This window comes from Pseudochelatococcus lubricantis, from assembly GCF_042432495.1.
Taxonomy (GTDB): Bacteria; Pseudomonadota; Alphaproteobacteria; order Rhizobiales; family Beijerinckiaceae; genus Pseudochelatococcus; species Pseudochelatococcus lubricantis.
Genome location: NZ_JBHLXC010000024.1, coordinates 318,745 through 334,876, shown reverse-complemented (window position 1 = coordinate 334,876; position 16,132 = coordinate 318,745). Strand labels below are relative to the sequence as shown.

At 66.6% G+C, this 16,132-nt stretch carries 13 protein-coding genes and 1 pseudogene; 4 read left to right on the top strand and 10 right to left on the bottom strand.

Annotation, left to right across the window (positions count from 1 at the left end):
* Both ACFFJ7_RS20740 and ACFFJ7_RS20735 read right to left on the bottom strand, forming a co-directional pair.
* A partial coding sequence (locus ACFFJ7_RS20740; RefSeq protein WP_377594953.1) for a sulfite exporter TauE/SafE family protein occupies positions 1-719 on the bottom strand: 719 nt, incomplete at its 3' end.
* A 77-nt stretch (positions 720-796) separates the two neighbouring features.
* The gene (locus tag ACFFJ7_RS20735; RefSeq protein ID WP_166951725.1) at positions 797-1,900 is read right to left on the bottom strand and encodes an enoyl-CoA hydratase/isomerase family protein; all 1,104 of its coding nucleotides are present in this window, start codon (positions 1,898-1,900) and stop codon (positions 797-799) included.
* 203 nt (positions 1,901-2,103) lie between these two features.
* On the opposite strand from ACFFJ7_RS20735, the gene zigA reads away from it, so the two are divergent.
* Positions 2,104-3,336, top strand: coding sequence for a zinc metallochaperone GTPase ZigA (gene zigA, locus ACFFJ7_RS20730; protein ID WP_377594952.1), 1,233 nt, complete (start codon positions 2,104-2,106; stop codon positions 3,334-3,336).
* A gap of 53 nt (positions 3,337-3,389) precedes the next feature.
* On the opposite strand, the gene clpB is transcribed toward zigA, so the two are convergent.
* From clpB to ACFFJ7_RS20705, 5 genes and pseudogenes are all read right to left on the bottom strand, one after another.
* A complete protein-coding gene (gene clpB / locus ACFFJ7_RS20725; protein WP_377594951.1) occupies positions 3,390-6,005 on the bottom strand; it encodes an ATP-dependent chaperone ClpB in 2,616 nt (871 codons plus the stop codon).
* 422 nt (positions 6,006-6,427) lie between these two features.
* Positions 6,428-6,688: pseudogene (minE, locus tag ACFFJ7_RS20720) on the bottom strand (cell division topological specificity factor MinE); the annotation flags it as partial.
* Entirely contained in the window at positions 6,685-7,500 is an 816-nt protein-coding gene (minD, locus tag ACFFJ7_RS20715) for a septum site-determining protein MinD (RefSeq protein ID WP_377594950.1), read from the bottom strand. The gene minD and the pseudogene minE, both read right to left, overlap by 4 nt.
* 12 nt (positions 7,501-7,512) lie before the next feature.
* Positions 7,513-8,271 (bottom strand): septum site-determining protein MinC, encoded by a 759-nt coding sequence (gene minC, locus ACFFJ7_RS20710; RefSeq protein WP_377594959.1) that lies wholly within the window; start codon positions 8,269-8,271, stop codon positions 7,513-7,515.
* A gap of 235 nt (positions 8,272-8,506) precedes the next feature.
* Positions 8,507-9,079, bottom strand: coding sequence for a DJ-1/PfpI family protein (locus ACFFJ7_RS20705; RefSeq protein ID WP_377594949.1), 573 nt, complete (start codon positions 9,077-9,079; stop codon positions 8,507-8,509).
* 148 nt (positions 9,080-9,227) lie between these two features.
* Here ACFFJ7_RS20705 and ACFFJ7_RS20700 point away from each other — a divergent pair, with 148 nt between their 5' ends.
* Positions 9,228-10,445 carry a lytic murein transglycosylase gene (locus ACFFJ7_RS20700; RefSeq protein WP_377594948.1) on the top strand — a complete coding sequence of 406 codons (1,218 nt, stop codon included), beginning with the start codon at positions 9,228-9,230 and terminating at the stop codon, positions 10,443-10,445.
* 9 nt (positions 10,446-10,454) lie between these two features.
* On the opposite strand, the gene ACFFJ7_RS20695 is transcribed toward ACFFJ7_RS20700, so the two are convergent.
* On the bottom strand, positions 10,455-10,988 hold the full coding sequence (locus ACFFJ7_RS20695) for a GNAT family N-acetyltransferase (protein ID WP_377594945.1): 534 nt from the start codon (positions 10,986-10,988) through the stop codon (positions 10,455-10,457).
* Positions 10,989-11,110: 122 nt separating this feature from the next.
* On the bottom strand, positions 11,111-12,241 hold the full coding sequence (locus ACFFJ7_RS20690; RefSeq protein WP_377594943.1) for a type III PLP-dependent enzyme: 1,131 nt from the start codon (positions 12,239-12,241) through the stop codon (positions 11,111-11,113).
* A gap of 684 nt (positions 12,242-12,925) precedes the next feature.
* Between ACFFJ7_RS20690 and ACFFJ7_RS20685 the strand changes: the two genes are divergently transcribed.
* The gene (locus tag ACFFJ7_RS20685; protein ID WP_377594941.1) at positions 12,926-14,554 is read left to right on the top strand and encodes an OpgD/OpgG family glucan biosynthesis protein; all 1,629 of its coding nucleotides are present in this window, start codon (positions 12,926-12,928) and stop codon (positions 14,552-14,554) included.
* 11 nt (positions 14,555-14,565) lie between these two features.
* On the opposite strand, the gene ACFFJ7_RS20680 is transcribed toward ACFFJ7_RS20685, so the two are convergent.
* Positions 14,566-15,357 (bottom strand): creatininase family protein, encoded by a 792-nt coding sequence (locus tag ACFFJ7_RS20680; RefSeq protein WP_377594939.1) that lies wholly within the window; start codon positions 15,355-15,357, stop codon positions 14,566-14,568.
* 272 nt (positions 15,358-15,629) lie between these two features.
* On the opposite strand from ACFFJ7_RS20680, the gene ACFFJ7_RS20675 reads away from it, so the two are divergent.
* The gene (locus ACFFJ7_RS20675) at positions 15,630-16,127 is read left to right on the top strand and encodes a MarR family winged helix-turn-helix transcriptional regulator (protein WP_166951693.1); all 498 of its coding nucleotides are present in this window, start codon (positions 15,630-15,632) and stop codon (positions 16,125-16,127) included.
* Positions 16,128-16,132: the final 5 nt, after the last annotated feature.

Genomic DNA, 16,132 nt, shown 5'->3' with positions numbered 1-16,132 from the left:
ATCAGCGACACCACGAACAAGCCCACCTCGACAAGGGCATAGAAGGTCTTTTCCGGGATGACGTTCAGCGCCCGCCGGCCGGCCACCGCGCCGAGGATGGCTGTGGGCAGCAGCCATGCCACCAGTCGCAACTGGTCGCCGGACAACGGCGACAGCATCCAGAACGGCACGACCTTGGCGGCGTTGATCGCGGCGAAGACGATCGTCGTCGTGCCGACGAAGGTCAGCTTGTCGAGCTTTTGCGGCAGGACATAAATCTGATAAGGCGGCCCGCCGGCGTGCGACAGAAAGCTGGTGAAGCCGGCGGCCGTGCCCCATAGCAGGCCGCGCGGCACATCCGCCGGGCGGGGCGGCATCTCGACGCCGCGTTTGAGCCACGAGTTGAGGGAAAACAGGAGGCCGACCCCGCCCACGATCAGCGCGACCATGGCGTCCGATACGGCCGCGACCGTCAGAAAGCCGAGCAGCACGCCGGTGAGGCCCGCGGGGACGAGAATCAGCAGGTTGCGGCGGCTGAAATGGCGGCGGTAGAGCCATATGCTGATGGCGTCCGTGAAGACGAAGATCGGCAGCAGCAGCGCCGCCGCCTGGAACGCCGGCATGATCAGCGCCAGTGTCGGCACCGCCAGCATGCCGATGAGCGGCAGGCCGCCCTTGGACAGGCCAACCAGAAACGAGGCGACGCAGGCCGCCAGAAAAAACACGTTGTCCTGCGGCATGCGCCGGGTCCCGACGAGAGAAGCGAATGGCGTCGCCGCTGGCCCGACAGGCTCAGCGGCGGCGCGGGAGAGTCGACTCAGGAGAACACGCGCTCGGGCGCGGGGACGAAGTACTGCGCGAGGCCACTGTCGCTCACCGCGTCGAGGGTGGGCGGATTCCAGCGCGGGTTGCGGTCCTTGTCGACGATGGCGGCACGCACGCCCTCATAGAATTCGTGCCCGGCGAGCACCGCGGCCCCCGCCGCGTATTCGCGCTCCAGCGTCTGTTCGAGGCTGGCGTCGTTGCGCGCGAGGCGCAGCAGCTTCAGCGTCAGCTTGAGGCTCGTCGGCGAGCGCGTCTGCAGGGTGGCGAGCGTCTTGCGGGCGAATTCGCTGCCGGATGCCACGAGCGCGGCGACGATCTCCTCCACCGCGTCAAAGGCGAAGGCCGCATCGATCTCGGTCTCGTGCCGTTCCACCGGGCCGGGTTCGCCAGCGGTGGCCAGCATCCGGATGGCCTGTGCCACCGCTTCGGCATCCGCCGTGGCGGGCAGCGCGGACAGGCTCTCCACGAGGGCGGCCAACCGCGCCGCCGGCACCAGATAGTCCGCGAGGCCGGCATGGATGGCGTCCGCTCCGTTGATCTGCTCGCCGGTGAGCGCCAGATAGGTGCCGATCTCGCGCGTGCCCGCATCCGCCCGGCCGCGCGACAGCAGCCAGGTGCCGCCGATGTCCGGGAAGAAGCCGATGCCGGTCTCCGGCATCGCGAGCCGCGTGCGGTCCGTGACGATGCGATGGCTGCCGTGCGCCGACACGCCGACGCCGCCGCCCATGACGATTCCGTCCATGAACGCGATATAGGGTTTTCCGTAACGCTTGATGTGCGCGTTGACGACGTATTCCTCGCGCCAGAACTGACGGCCCGCCGCGCTGTTCTCCGGCCCGCCGTCATAGAGGGCGCGAATGTCGCCGCCCGCGCAGAAGGCGCGCTCCCCCTCGCCGGTGATGAGCACCGCGGCGACCTGCGCATCGTCCTCGAAGCTGTCGAGTGCGCCCGCGATGAGGCGCACCATGTCGAGCGTCAGGCTGTTGAGCGCCTTCGGGCGGTTGAGGTGGATGCGTCCGAGCGTTCCCGAACGGCCGATCTGCACGTGAGCATCCCGCGCTTGGGCGTCGGCCTGATTATTGTCCGTCAAAGGCATGTCGATGTCCGTATGTGGCGTGTCGGTTTCCGGTTCCTGCATTCTTGCACATCGCACGGATCGGCGCGCGCGCCTATGGGGAAATCCGCAGAACCGCCTTGGACAAAACCGCCCCCGCGCAAAGCCTTGCCGAACCGGATTGACGGCATCGGTCTGGAAGGATTAAATTATGCAATAATATAACATTACATATCGAGGTCATGATGCTGGAGAAGAACCGGGGCGACACGCGGCTCCCCGTCACCGTCCTGTCCGGGTTTCTGGGTGCCGGAAAAACCACGCTGCTCAACCACATCCTGAACAACCGCGAGGGCCGGCGCGTCGCGGTGATCGTCAACGACATGAGCGAGGTCAACATCGACGCCGATCTCGTGCGCGAGGGCGGGAGCAACCTGTCCCGGACCGAGGAGAAGCTCGTCGAGATGACGAACGGCTGCATCTGCTGCACCCTGCGCGACGATCTGCTGACGGAGGTGCGCCGCCTCGCCGGAGACGGGCGCTTCGACTACCTGCTGATCGAGGGCACGGGCATCGCCGAGCCGCTGCCGGTCGCCAGCACGTTCTCGTTCCGTGACGAGAACGACGAGAGCCTGTCGGACATCGCCCGCCTCGACACGATGGTGACGCTGGTGGACGCCGCAAGCCTGCTGCGGGACTACGGCTCCAACGATTTCCTGCGTGAACGGGGCGAGAGCAACGGCGAAACGGACGAGCGCACCATCGTCGACCTGCTGGTCGAGCAGATCGAATTCGCCGACGTCATCGTGCTCAACAAGGTGTCGGACATCCCGCCCGCGCAACTGGCGCTGGTGCGCAGCGTGGTGAAGTCGCTCAACGCGGATGCGCGTGTGGTGGAAACCGACTTCGGCCGCGTGCCGCTGGGCGCGGTGCTGGACACGGGCCTCTACAGCGAGGAAAAAGCGCAGGAACACCCGCTCTGGTTCAAGGAACTCTACGGCTTCGCCAACCATGTCCCGGAGACGGAGGAATACGGTATCGCAAGCTTCGTCTACCGTGCGCGACGGCCCTTCCACCCGGAAAAGTTCAACGCCTTCATCAACCGCACCTGGCCGGGCCTCATCCGCGCCAAGGGTCACTTCTGGCTTGCCACCCGTCCGCGCTGGGTGGGCGAATTCTCGCTTGCCGGCGCGGTCGCGCGCGTTTCCGCCATGGGATACTGGTGGGCGGCGATCCCGCGGCAGCACTGGCCGGATCATCCTGAATGGCGGGAGAACTTTCGCCGCCACTGGAACAAGATCTGGGGCGACCGGCGGCAGGAACTGGTGTTCATCGGCACCGGCATGGACGAGACCGCCATCCGTGCCGCACTCGACGATTGCCTCGTCGGACCGGCGGATGCGACGGCGTTCGAGCCGTCCCGCTATCGCGACCTGCCCGATCCATTCCCGCGCTGGGGACAGCCCGACGCCATGTGAGGCGCCACAAAAACCGGGAAGCGGATGCCGCTTCCCGGTTTCTCATGGTTGGATCAGTTCAGCGCAGTATTCGGCGGGCGCTCGACCGATACCGCAACGTCGCCGATGACCAGGCCAAGGGGGCCCGCGGTGACGGGTACCGTCTCGCCGTCCCTGATCTTGCCGCTCAGGATCAGCTCCGCCAGCGGATCCTGCACGTTCTTCTGGATCACGCGCTTCAGCGGGCGCGCGCCATAGGCGGGGTCGTAGCCGCGCTCGGCGAGCCAGTCGCGGGCGCTTTCGTCGAGGTCGAGCGTGATCTTGCGCTCCTCCAGCAGGCGGGCGAGCCGCTGAAGCTGGATGTCGACGATGGCGTTCATCTGCTCCCGCTTCAGGCGGTGAAACAGGATGATCTCGTCGACGCGGTTGAGGAACTCCGGCCGGAAGTGGGCGCGCACGACGGACATGACTTCCTCGCGCACGGCTTCCGTATCCTCGCCCGCCTTCTGCGCCACCAGATACTCCGCGCCGAGGTTCGACGTCATGATGATCAACGTGTTGCGGAAGTCGACCGTGCGGCCCTGTCCGTCCGTCAGCCGCCCGTCGTCGAGCACCTGCAGCAGCACGTTGAACACGTCCGGATGCGCCTTCTCGACCTCGTCGAACAGCACGACCTGATAGGGCCGGCGCCGCACCGCTTCCGTCAGCGCACCGCCTTCCTCATAGCCGACATAGCCGGGAGGGGCGCCGATGAGCCGCGCGACCGAGTGCTTCTCCATGTATTCAGACATGTCCATGCGCACCATCGCCGTCTCGTCGTCGAACAGGAAGGTGGCGAGCGCCTTGGTCAGCTCCGTCTTGCCGACGCCCGTGGGGCCGAGGAACATGAACGAGCCGATGGGGCGGTTGGGGTCCTGAAGGCCGGCCCGCGCGCGCCGCACGGCGGTGGAGACGGCGATCACAGCCTCCTCCTGGCCGACGACGCGCTTCGACAGCACCTCTTCCATCCGCAGCAGCTTCTCGCGCTCGCCTTCCAGCATGCGGTCTACGGGCACGCCCGTCCAGCGCGAGACGACCTGCGCCACGTTGTCGGGCGTCACTTCCTCGCGCACCGCGCTTTCCTTGCCGGCGTGGGCCTCGATCTCCTGCAATTCCTTTTCGAACCCGGGAATGATGCCGTAGGCCAGTTCGCCGGCGCGCTGGTACTGGCCCTGCCGCTGGGCGATGGCGAGTTCGTTGCGGGCTTCGTCGAGCTGCTTCTTGAGGCTCGCGGCGCGGCCGAGCTTGTCCTTCTCCGCCTGCCATCTGGAGGTGAGGGCGGACGAACGCTCCTCAAGCCCGGCGAGTTCCTTCTCCAGCCGCGCCAACCGGTCCTTGGAGGCGGCGTCCTGCTCCTTCTTGAGCGCCTCGGCCTCGATCTTCAGGCGCACGATCTCGCGGTCGATGGAGTCGAGTTCCTCGGGCTTGGAGTCCACCTGCATGCGCAGCCGCGCGGCCGCCTCATCGACGAGGTCGATGGCCTTGTCCGGCAGGAAGCGGTCGGTGATGTAGCGGTTCGACAGCGTCGCCGCCGCAACCAGCGCTGAGTCCTGGATGCGCACGCCGTGGTGCTGCTCGTACTTTTCCTTCAGGCCGCGCAGGATGGAGACGGTATCATCGACCGTGGGCTCGGAGACGAAGACGGGCTGGAAGCGCCGCGCCAGCGCCGGATCCTTCTCGACATGCTTGCGGTACTCGTCGAGCGTGGTCGCGCCGATGCAGTGGAGTTCGCCACGCGCCAGCGCGGGCTTCAGCAGGTTCGAGGCATCCATCGCGCCGTCGGACTTGCCCGCCCCCACCAGCGTGTGCATCTCGTCGATGAACAGGATGATGTTGCCTTCCGCCGCCTGCACCTCGTTGAGCACGCCTTTCAGGCGCTCCTCGAACTCGCCCCGATACTTCGCGCCGGCGATGAGTGCGCCCATGTCGAGCGCGAGCAACTGCTTGTCCTTGAGGCTCTCCGGCACGTCGCCATTGACGATGCGCAGCGCCAGCCCCTCGACGATGGCCGTCTTGCCGACGCCCGGCTCGCCGATCAGCACCGGGTTGTTCTTGGTGCGGCGCGACAGCACCTGGATGGCCCGCCGGATTTCCTCGTCGCGGCCGATCACCGGGTCGAGCTTGCCCTCGCGCGCGGCGGCCGTCAGGTCGCGGGCGTACTTCTTGAGGGCGTCATAGGCATTTTCGGCGGAAGCGTTGTCGGCGGTGCGCCCCTTGCGCAGGGCCTCGATGGCCGCATTCAGATTCTGCGGGGTCACGCCCGCCTGCGCCAGCGCCTTGCCGGCCTCGGTATCCTTCTCCACCACAAGCGCGAGCAGCAGCCGCTCGACCGTGACATATGAATCGCCTGCCTTTTCCGCCGCCTTCTCGGCGGTGTCCAACACGCGCGCAAGGCCCGGCGACAAGTAAATCTGCCCCGATCCGCCCTGCACCTTCGGCAGCTTCGCAAGCGCCTGTTCGGTCTGTTGCAGCGCCAGCCGCGACTGGCCGCCCGCGCGGTCGATCAGGCCGGAGGCAAGGCCCTCGTTGTCGTCGAGCAGCACCTTCAGCAGATGCTCGGGCATGAACTGCTGGTGGTTCTCGCGCAGCGCCAGCGACTGGGCCGATTGCAGAAAGCCTTTCACACGGTCGGTATACTTGTCGATGTTCATCAATCGCGCTCCTCTCGGCAATGCCGACCGTCACTTGGCCCTCCGGAGCTTTTCGCTCCGCAGGGCGCCTGGCCCGGCAAGGCATCCCGCGTCGAATGTCCTCCACGCGGTTCCAGTTGGCAACCGCACGGTGCTGAAAACACTGATCGGCGTCAACCGATCATGAGGCTCATGTAGGTGTTGCGGGGGTGCAACAACAAGAGGAGTGCGACGAGGTGGTGCGATAAATTTCCTCTCCGGCAGAAGCCTTTGGTGCGACGGACCGGGCCGGGAGGGATGCCCGGCCTTCAGGCGCTCGCCGAGCGGGGCAGGGCGCCCGAGGCCGTCTTGGTGTCCGAGACCGCCTTGGCAGCGGGTTTCGACGTGCCGCCCTGCGCGTTCCTGGCCGCCGGCGCGTCGGCGTCCTTCTTCGCGGCGTCCCTGGCGGCGGGCGGCGCGATATGCGAGGGGATCTCGATATCGACCTCAAGGGTGGAGACGGCGTTGCCGCGGTCCATCGTCACCTTCACCTTGTCGCTGTCGAGCTGGATGTGCTTGGCGATGACGGCCAGGATTTCCTCGCGCAGCACGGCGACGAGGTCGGACTGGCCGGTCGAGATGCGCTCGTGGGCGAGCAGGATCTGCAGCCTTTCCCGCGCGACGGGCGCGGAGGAGCGGCGGTTGAACAGTTTGAAGAAACTCATGCTGCCCTCCGTCCGAACAGTTTGTTGAACAGGCCCCGCTTGTCGCTGGGGATGGTCATCTCCACGGTCTCGCCACGCAGCCGGCGGGCGGCGTCGAGATAGGCGCGCGCGGGTGCGCTGGTCGGGTTGCTGATGGTCACCGGCGTGCCGAGGTTCGAGGCGCGCAGCACTTCGTCGCTTTCCGGGATGATGCCGATCAGCGGGATCGAGAGGATTTCCAGCACGTCCTCGACCTTGAGCATCTCGCCGCGCTCGGCGCGCACCGGATCGTAGCGCGTGAGCAGCAGGTGCTTGTCAACCCGCTCGCCGCGCTCGGCCTTCAGCGTCTTCGAGTCGAGGACACCGATGATGCGGTCCGAGTCGCGCACCGACGACACTTCCGGATTGGTGACGACGACGGCGATGTCGGCGTGGCGCATGGCGAGCGTGGGGCCGCGCTCGATGCCGGCGGGGCTGTCGCAGATGATCCAGTCGAACTTGCTGCGCAGCTCGTCGATCACCCGGTCGACGCCTTCTTCCGTCAGCGCGTCCTTGTCGCGGGTCTGGGAGGCGGGCAACAGCGACAGGGTCTCGACCCGCTTGTCGCGGATGAGGGCCTGCGCGAGCTTGGCCTCGCCCTGCACGACATTGATGAGATCGTAGACGACGCGCCGTTCCGCGCCCATCACCAGATCGAGATTGCGCAGGCCGACGTCAAAGTCGATGACGACGACGCTCTGGCCCGATTGCGCCAGCGCCGCTCCGAGGGCGGCCGTGGAGGTCGTCTTGCCGACGCCGCCTTTACCCGATGTCACGACCAGAACCTTGGTCATTTCTTTTCCCTCTCAGTTCAGGGGCGCGATCTTGATCGCGTCGCCCTCCAGCCACAGTTGAACGGCCTGTCCGTGAAATTGCGAATCGAGAACCTCCGCCGTCTTGTAGAGGCCATCGATGGCGACCAGCTCGGCCTCGAGCTTGCCGCAGAAGATGCGCGCGGAAGCATGTCCGGCACAGCCCGCGAGCGCCCGCCCGCGCAGGGCGCCGTAAACGTGGATCGAGCCGCCGGCGATCACCTCCGCCCCCGAGGCGATCGAACCGATGATGGTGACATCGCCCTGCGGATAAACGATCGACTGCCCGGAGCGCACCGGGCGATCCACCAGCAGGGAGGGGCGGATCGCCTCTTCCGCGATGGCGATGGGAGCGGCGTTGTGCGCCGTGTTCGCGGGCTCTGGCGCGGGGGCGGGCGGCGCGCTTTCCGCCCTCGGCTTCGCCGCCGCAGGCGCCTCTTCCCGGGGTGCGGGGATGTCGACCTCGTTCACCTGCTTTCCGCCGCGCACCAGCGGCGGAAAGCCCGGCCCGAGCCATGATTCCTTCGCGCCCTCGATGCCCATCACCTGGATGCGGCGTTCGTTGAGGCGCGCGAGGAGATCGGCGAGCCCTTCCCTGTCGAGGTCGAGATTCGAGACGTCGAGGATGACGGCACGCGCACCGAAGAAGCCGGGCGAGCGGTCGATCAGGCTGGAGAGTTCTTCCAGCCAGATGTCGAGCGGCGCCTCTGGCGACAGCATCAGCGCCAGAAACGAGCGTCCGCGGAAGCGGATGGTGGGGCGCTGCGACTTCGGGGCCGGGCTGCCGGAAGCGGCGCTGGGAGAGGAAATGGCTGTGTCTGTCACGGAACTTCTTCAGGTTTCTGCGCTGTTAACATTTGGCGGCAGTATGGTTACCACTTGGTTAACGCAGGGCAGAAAAGTGAGCCGTCGCCGCTTACCATCTGTTGACAAAGATGAAACGGGAGACATCGTCTCCCGTTCCGTTATCCGCGCGGCTGAGGCCGCGTCACAGCTCTATTTTCGCCCCGAGCACGGCGAGAAACTGGGCGATCCACGCCGGATGGGCGGGCCACGCCGGGGCGGTGACCAGCAGGCCGTCGGTGACCGCCTCCGTTACGGCGATCTCGGCATAGGTCGCTCCGGCCTGTTCCACTTCGGGACGGCAGGCAGGATAGGCGGAGACGCGCTTGCCGCGGATGACGTCGGCCGCCGTCAGGATCTGCGCGCCGTGGCAGACGGCCGCGACGGGCTTGCCGGAGAAGGCCTTCACCAGCGCGATGACGGCGGGATCGAGCCGCAGGTATTCCGGCGCCCGGCCGCCGGGGATGACGAGGCCGGCGTAGTCGTCTGCATTAACCTTCGCGAAATCGGCGTTCAGCGTGAAGTTGTGGCCGGGCTTCTCGCTGTAGGTCTGCGCGCCCTCGAAATCGTGAATGGCGGTTTTCACGCTCTCGCCGGGCTTCTTGCCGGGCGTCACCGCATGCACTTCATAGCCGACGGCGGCAAGCGCCTGAAACGGCACCTGAACTTCGTAGTCCTCGACATAGTCCCCGACGAGGAACAGCAGCTTTTTGGACATCGGACTTTCCTCCTGTTGACACACGCCCACAGGCCCGCGGCCCGGCGCATGCGCATATGGTAGACGAAACGTTATCGAATTTCTCCGATGATCCGCGCCACACTTTAACGACGCGCAGCATGGAAAAGGATTCGTGATGGAGGCACGCATGCGGGACAGGTTCGAAGGGCGCCGCTCGCCGGCAGGCGCGGTCATGGCGCTGGCGGGCGCGATGGCGGTTATGGCGGTCACGGCCTCGCCGGCGTCCGCCAATTTTTCCGCCTGCGTCACCAACCTGAGGGACGCGGCGGCGAAAGCGGGCATCAGCCGGGCGGTGGTGTCGCGAGCGCTCGACATCAGTGCGCCGGACGAGAAGGTGCTGCGCCTTTCCAAAGTGCAGCCGGAATTCAAGACGCCGATCTGGGACTATCTCGGCTTTCTCGTCGATGACCAGCGGGTCGCCGATGGCCAGGCGATGATGCGCCGCTACGACAGCGTGCTGCGGGCCGCCGAGCGGCAGTTCGGCGTCGACAGGCACGTGATCGCCGCCGTGTGGGGCGTGGAGACGGATTTCGGCCGTGAGGCCGGCGACAGTTTTCTGCCGCATGCGCTTGCGACGCTGGTGTGCGAGGGCGGGCGGCGCCGGGATTTCTGGCGCGGCGAACTCATCGCGGCGCTCAAGCTCGTCGACCGCGGCGATCTGGAGCTGAACAAGCTCTACGGCTCATGGGCCGGCGCCTTCGGCCAGACGCAGTTCATTCCCAGCACCTACCAGCGTCTCGCCGTGGACTTCGATGGCGACGGGCGGCGCGATCTCGTCAGCTCCGTGCCGGATGCGCTGGGGTCCACCGCCAACTATCTCAAGCGGGCGGGCTGGCGCACGGGCGAGCCGTGGATGATCGAGGTGAAGGTGCCGGCCGGCTACAGCGGGCCGACGGGACGGCGCAACCGGGCCGCCATCGCCGACTGGTCGCGGCGGGGCGTCACCCGCGCCGATGGACGTCCGCTGACCGGCGGCGGGGAGGCAGGTCTCCTGCTGCCGGCCGGCGGCCGGGGGCCGGGCTTCCTCGTGTTCCGCAACTTCGATGCGATTTATTCGTATAATCAGGCGGAGTCCTACGCGCTCGCCATCTCGCATCTGGCGGATCGCCTCGCCGGCTATCCGCCGCTGCGCACGCCGTGGCCCACGGACGACCCCGGCCTCACCCGCGCGCAGCGCCTCCACCTGCAAAAGCTGTTGCTGGCGAAGGGCTACGCCATCGGCGATGCGGACGGCAAGATCGGCCCGGTGACGCGCGACGCCATCATGGACGTTGAGCGCCAGCTCGGCATGCAGCAGACCGGGCGCGCCGGCACCAAGGTGTACCGGGCGCTCGGCGGGCGGTGAGGCGGCGGTTTACGCAGCCCGCGGAATGGCGATGGCCGGGACGGGCGCCTGCGCGCCGGTGGCGCGGATGACACCGCGGGCGCCCTTCAGCGCATCCGGCGCGAGTTCCAGCGCCAGGAAACGGTGGCGCTCGAACGGCCCGGGCATCCACAGGGCGGCCGTCTTCCCGGCGCTGAAGCCGAAGCGGGCATAGTAGGGCGCATCGCCCACCAGCAGGATGGCGTCGTGGCCGAGGCGGGCGGCGCTGTCGATGGCCTCGCGCATCAACGCGCTGCCGACGCCGCCGGCCTGGCAGGTGGGATCGACAGCGAGTGGGCCGAGCAGAAGGGCCGGGCGGTCCAGGCCGGCCGAGATGTGCCACAGCCGCACGGTGCCGATCAGGCAGCCGTCGGTCAGGGCGGAGAGCGACAGTCCTTCGGCCGGCAGGCGGCCCTCGCGCAGCCGCTCGCTGGTCTTGGCAAAGCGGTTCGCGCCGAAGCAGACGTCAAGCAGGGCTTCGCGCCCGGCGACATCGGCGGGTATTTCCTCACGAATGGCGAACATGGCAAGTTCCTCCCCGCCCGGGCCGAAAGCCGGGCAGCCGGAAAAACGATATGATTGTTGAGAAAATTCGCCGGTCAGGTGCGACCGGCGAACGTGTTGCGCCCTCCCTCCGGAAGGCGCGATCAGATGTGATAGGCCTTCAGCGGCGGGAAGCCGTTGAACGCCACCGCCGCATAGGTGGTGGTGTAGGCGCCCGCGCCCTCGATCAGCACCTTGTCGCCGATGGCGAGGCTGACCGGCAGCGGATAGGGCGTCTTCTCATAGAGCACGTCGGCGGAGTCGCAGGTCGGCCCGGCGAGGATGCAATCCTCCAGGGTATCGCCATCCCGCTCCGTGCGGATCGGGTAGCGGATCGCCTCATCCATGGTCTCGGCGAGGCCGCCGAACTTGCCGATGTCGAGGTAAACCCAGCGCACCACGTCGTCCGCGCTCTTGCGCGACACCAGCACCACTTCCGCCTCGATCACGCCGGCGTTGCCGACCATGCCGCGGCCCGGCTCGATGATCGTCTCGGGGATCGCGTTGCCGAAATGCGCGCGCAGCGAGTCGAAGATCGACGAGCCGTACGCCTCGACCGCCGGAATGTCGTTGAGGTATTTCGCCGGGAAACCACCGCCGAGGTTGACCATCGACAGGCCGATGCCGCGTTCCGCGCAGTCGCGGAAGATGCCGGCGGCGGAGGCGAGCGCCTGGTCCCACGCGCGCGGGTTGCGCTGCTGCGAACCCACGTGGAAGGAGACGCCGTAAGCCTCAAGGCCAAGCCGGTGCGCATGCTCAAGCACGCCCACGGCCAGCGACGGATCGCAGCCGAACTTGCGCGACAGCGGCCATTCCGCGCCGGCGCCGTCGCACAGGATGCGGCAGAACACGCGCGAGCCGGGGGCGACGCGCGCCACCTTCTCGACCTCGGCCTCGCAGTCGACGGCGTAGAGGCGGATGCCAAGCTCGAAGGCACGCGCGACATCGCGCTCCTTCTTGATGGTGTTGCCGAAGGAGATGCGGTCGGGCGTCGCGCCGGCGGCGAGCGCCATCTCGATCTCGGCCACCGACGCGGTGTCGAAGCACGAGCCGAGCGAGGCGAGCAGCTTCAGCACCTCCGGAGCGGGGTTCGCCTTGACGGCGTAGAAGACGCGCGTATCCGGCAGGGCGTGGGCGAAGGCAAGGTAGTTGTCGCGCACCACGTCGAGATCGACCACGAGGCACGGGCCGTCTTCACGTCGGTTGCGGAGAAATTCGCGAATGCGGTCGGTCATTGTATTTCCCTAACACGTGCTCTCAAGGTCGACAGGGGCACCAGCGATATCTGGAGCCCGGCAAATGCGCAGACGGCCGCTCACGTCGTTGTGCTGTGGAGACACAAAACGATACAGACCGAACACGCCCGGGTTGCGCATCAGCAACAACCCGACTGGCTGCCTTGGATTGGAAGGGAAAAACCCGACCGCACGCCTGGCAATGATGGACAAGCCTCTTCGGTGAACCGCCACCAGCCTGTGGAAAGCTGGCAGAGACCAAAAAAGCCCGTTCCGTCGTTGCTTTAAGTCCCGTCCCCTGCGGGAGAGCAGGGTGGGCCGGTTTTCGCCTCCGGCTGCCGGTCGGTCGATGAACGTGGGAACGCAAACTCCCCACGCCACGGGCGAGAAAACCGGCCTCTTGTCCGGCGACCCGCCAACCGGCACGCGACCACAGGCACGTGCGAAATTGGGCAAGCCGACATATAGGGCCATTCTTGATGATTCTCAAGCAATGTTGCGGCTGTTATGCACGGGAAAGCATCGACGTGCTGCATTTCAGGCATGCGATTGACGCATGAGTGGGCACACGAAGCGTTAACCATTTTTCGTGAAAGCCGGTAAGGCTCCGCTATGTCGCCATTATCGTGTGCCAGACGCCACCGACGCGCATAGTTTGCCAGCGAACACCGAGAAGGACGCCTCATGTCTCGCCCCTCCATGTTTCGGTCCTCAGGCCAGTCGCCGCTTTCCCGGCGCGGTGTGCTTAAAAGCCTCGCGGCCACGCTTGCGGCTTCCGCGGCACTCGTGCAGCCGGCGGGCATGGGCTTCGCACAGACGCCGCCGGCCGATGCCGCCGGGGAGGAGACGCCGCAGGTGGCGCGTTTCGGCTATGAGGATGTGGTGCAACGCGCCCGCGAGCTGGCGGCCGTCGCCTTCGACGACCATGTGCCGCCGCTGCCGGAGGGCGTCGCCAACCTCGATTTCGACGCTTACCGCAACATCCGTTTCCGGCCTGACAAGGCGCTGCTCGGCTCCGGGGGCGGGCCGTTCCGGCTGCAGATGTTCCACCTTGGCTTCCTCTTCCGGCGCCCGGTGACGGTCAGCATCATCCGCGACGGCGTGCCGACGCCGGTACCCTATTCGCCGCAGCTATTCGACATGGGCGGCGTGAAGCTCGACAACGAACTGCCCGTCAACCTCGGCTTTGCCGGCTTCAGACTGCATTATCCACTCAATAATCCGCATGTGCTCGACGAGTTGATCTCGTTTCTGGGGGCGAGCTACTTCCGCTTTCTCGGGCGCGGCCAGCAATACGGCCTCTCGGCACGCGGACTTGCGGTCAACGCGGGCGCGCAGGAGGAGTTTCCGTTCTTCCGCGCCTTCTGGATCGATAATCCCGGCCCGGGCGCGGAGCGCGTCACCGTGCTCGGCCTGCTCGACAGCGCATCCGTGACAGGGGCGTTCCAGTTCTTCGTCTACCCGGGCGAGGAAACGGTGGTCGACGTGACGGCGACGCTGTTCGTGCGCCAGCCGATCGAGTGGCTGGGCGTGGCGCCGCTGACATCGATGTATTTCGTCGGCGAGAACGACCGGCGCTTCCTCGACGAGTTCCGGCCGGAACTGCACGATTCGGACGGGCTGCTGGTGCATGCCGGCTCGGGCGAATGGATCTGGCGCCCCCTGCGCAACCCGCCCGAACAGGCGCGCTCCTCCTTCATCGACAAGAACATCCGCGGCTTCGGCCTGCTTCAGCGCGACCGGAATTTCGAGCACTATCAGGACATCGATCTGCATTACGAGCTGCGGCCCGGCTACTGGGTGGAGCCGGTGGGCGACTGGGGGCCGGGGCATGTCGAGCTGCTCGAAATCCCCACCAACGACGAGACGAACGACAACATCGTGGCCTTCTGGGTGCCGGACGCCAAGCCCCAGCCGGGGCAGACCCTCGTCTACCGCTACCGCATCCGCGCCGTGGCGGACGCGGAGGGGCTGCATCCGGGCGGGCGCGCCGTCAACACCTATCAGGGCAAGCCCAAGGCGGCGGGCTCCACCGAGGCCGTGTTGCCCGGCACGCGCCGCTTCCTGGTCGACTTTGCCGGCAACGATCTGGCCTATTACGCGCTCGACCCCGCCAGCGTCACCATCGATGCCTCCGTCTCGAAGGGGCAGGTCGTGCGCACCTTCCTGTCCAGTAATGCCAAGATCAACGGCTTCCGCGCGGGTATCGACGTCGCCGTTCCGCCTGGCGAGACGGTGGATATCCGCGCCTTCCTGCGGGCAGGCGGGCGGGCGCTGACCGAGACGTGGATCCACCCCTGGACGGCGCGCTGATCCGCCGGCGATCAGGGCGTCTCACGCCATTCGAAGGAGCGCACCTCGCGCAGCAGCTCGACGAAGGCGCGCGCGCCGTGCGCCGCCGCCGCCTCGCCCTTCTCGCGCGTGGCGAGCGCCGCGTTTCCGATGGCACCCGTCGGATTGAGATCGTCCGCCATCCAGCCGAGGCCGGCAGGCCGCGCGGCGTTGAGGTGCCGATACCGCTTAGCCAGTTCAATGTTTCGTGAAGGGAAGTCGGCCGCCTTGTCCATGCGGACGAGATCGGGACGGAAGGCGAGCATCAGCGATGTCTCGATATCGCCGCCGTGGATGCCGTGGCGGATTTCCTCCGGATCGAAAAGGCCCTCCGGATAGCCGAATCTTTGCCAGGAAACTGTCGCTGTGACCATGCCGAAGCGTACGCGCAGGTCGCGCGCGACGATATCCATGACCGGCGAGTTGCCGCCGTGAGAGCTGACGATCACCAGCTTGCGGCAGCCGGACCGGTGCAGGCTTTCGCCGATTTCCGTCCACACGCGGATGGCGGTCTCCGGCTGCAGTGTCAGCGTGCCCTTGAAGGCGAGATGCTCGTTCGACAGGCCAACGGGCTGCACCGGCAGGACAAGGGCCGGGGTGTCGGCATCGAGCACGGCGGTGACGTGGGCCAGATAGCCTTCCATGATGAAGACGTCCGTGCCCAGCGGCAGGTGCGGCCCGTGCTGCTCGACGGCGGCCACCGGCAGAACGGCGATCGCCTCGCCGATCGCCTCGCGCTCGAAATCGCCGGTGGTCAGATATGTCCATTGGCTCGAAGGAAGCATTGGAAAAGTCCCTGATATTTCGTGATCCGTATCTTGTGTCACGCAATTTGTCATTGCTGCGTCATAAGAAGGCATGCATTATTTCGACGGCAACCTATCTCACGGTAGCACTGGCAGGTGACAGGTGCATTGTGTTCGTCCGGCCGCATTGGACGTGCCGCCGGGGCATCGCGAATCGCTCGACAATGCCGGCGCCTCGACAATCCTGATCCGCTTCCGGGTCAAAGATGTTCCATAGCAGGGGCTTGCCCTGACACGAGGAGGAAGGGACGATGAAACACCCGGTCGCCAAGAGCGTCGGATGGGCACTCGTCCATGCCGCGCGGCTGCACCGCACGCGCATCGGCGAGAGGCTGGCGGCGCTCGGCCTGTTCCCGGGACAGGAGCAGGTTTTGCAGGCCCTGTCCACCGTCGATACCATGACCATGGGGGAGCTGGCGCATATCCTGCGCGTCAAGCCGCCGACGGCCTCGAAGACCATCGCCCGCCTCGCGGCGCAGGGGCTCGTCGAACGCATCGCGGAGCCGGGCGACGCCCGCATCGTCATCGTGCGGCTGACGGAGGAAGGGGCAATCCGGGCCATCGCCATCGATAAGCTGTGGACAGAAGTCGAGAACGAACTGCTCGACGACTTCGACAACAAGGAACGCAAGCGCCTGCGCAAGCTGCTGCGCAAGGCGGCCCGCAATCTCGCCGGGCTGCAGGCTCTTGACGATGCCGACGAGGACATCGAAACTGACGGGGAAGATGTCGACGACATCGTCGAATAGGGACC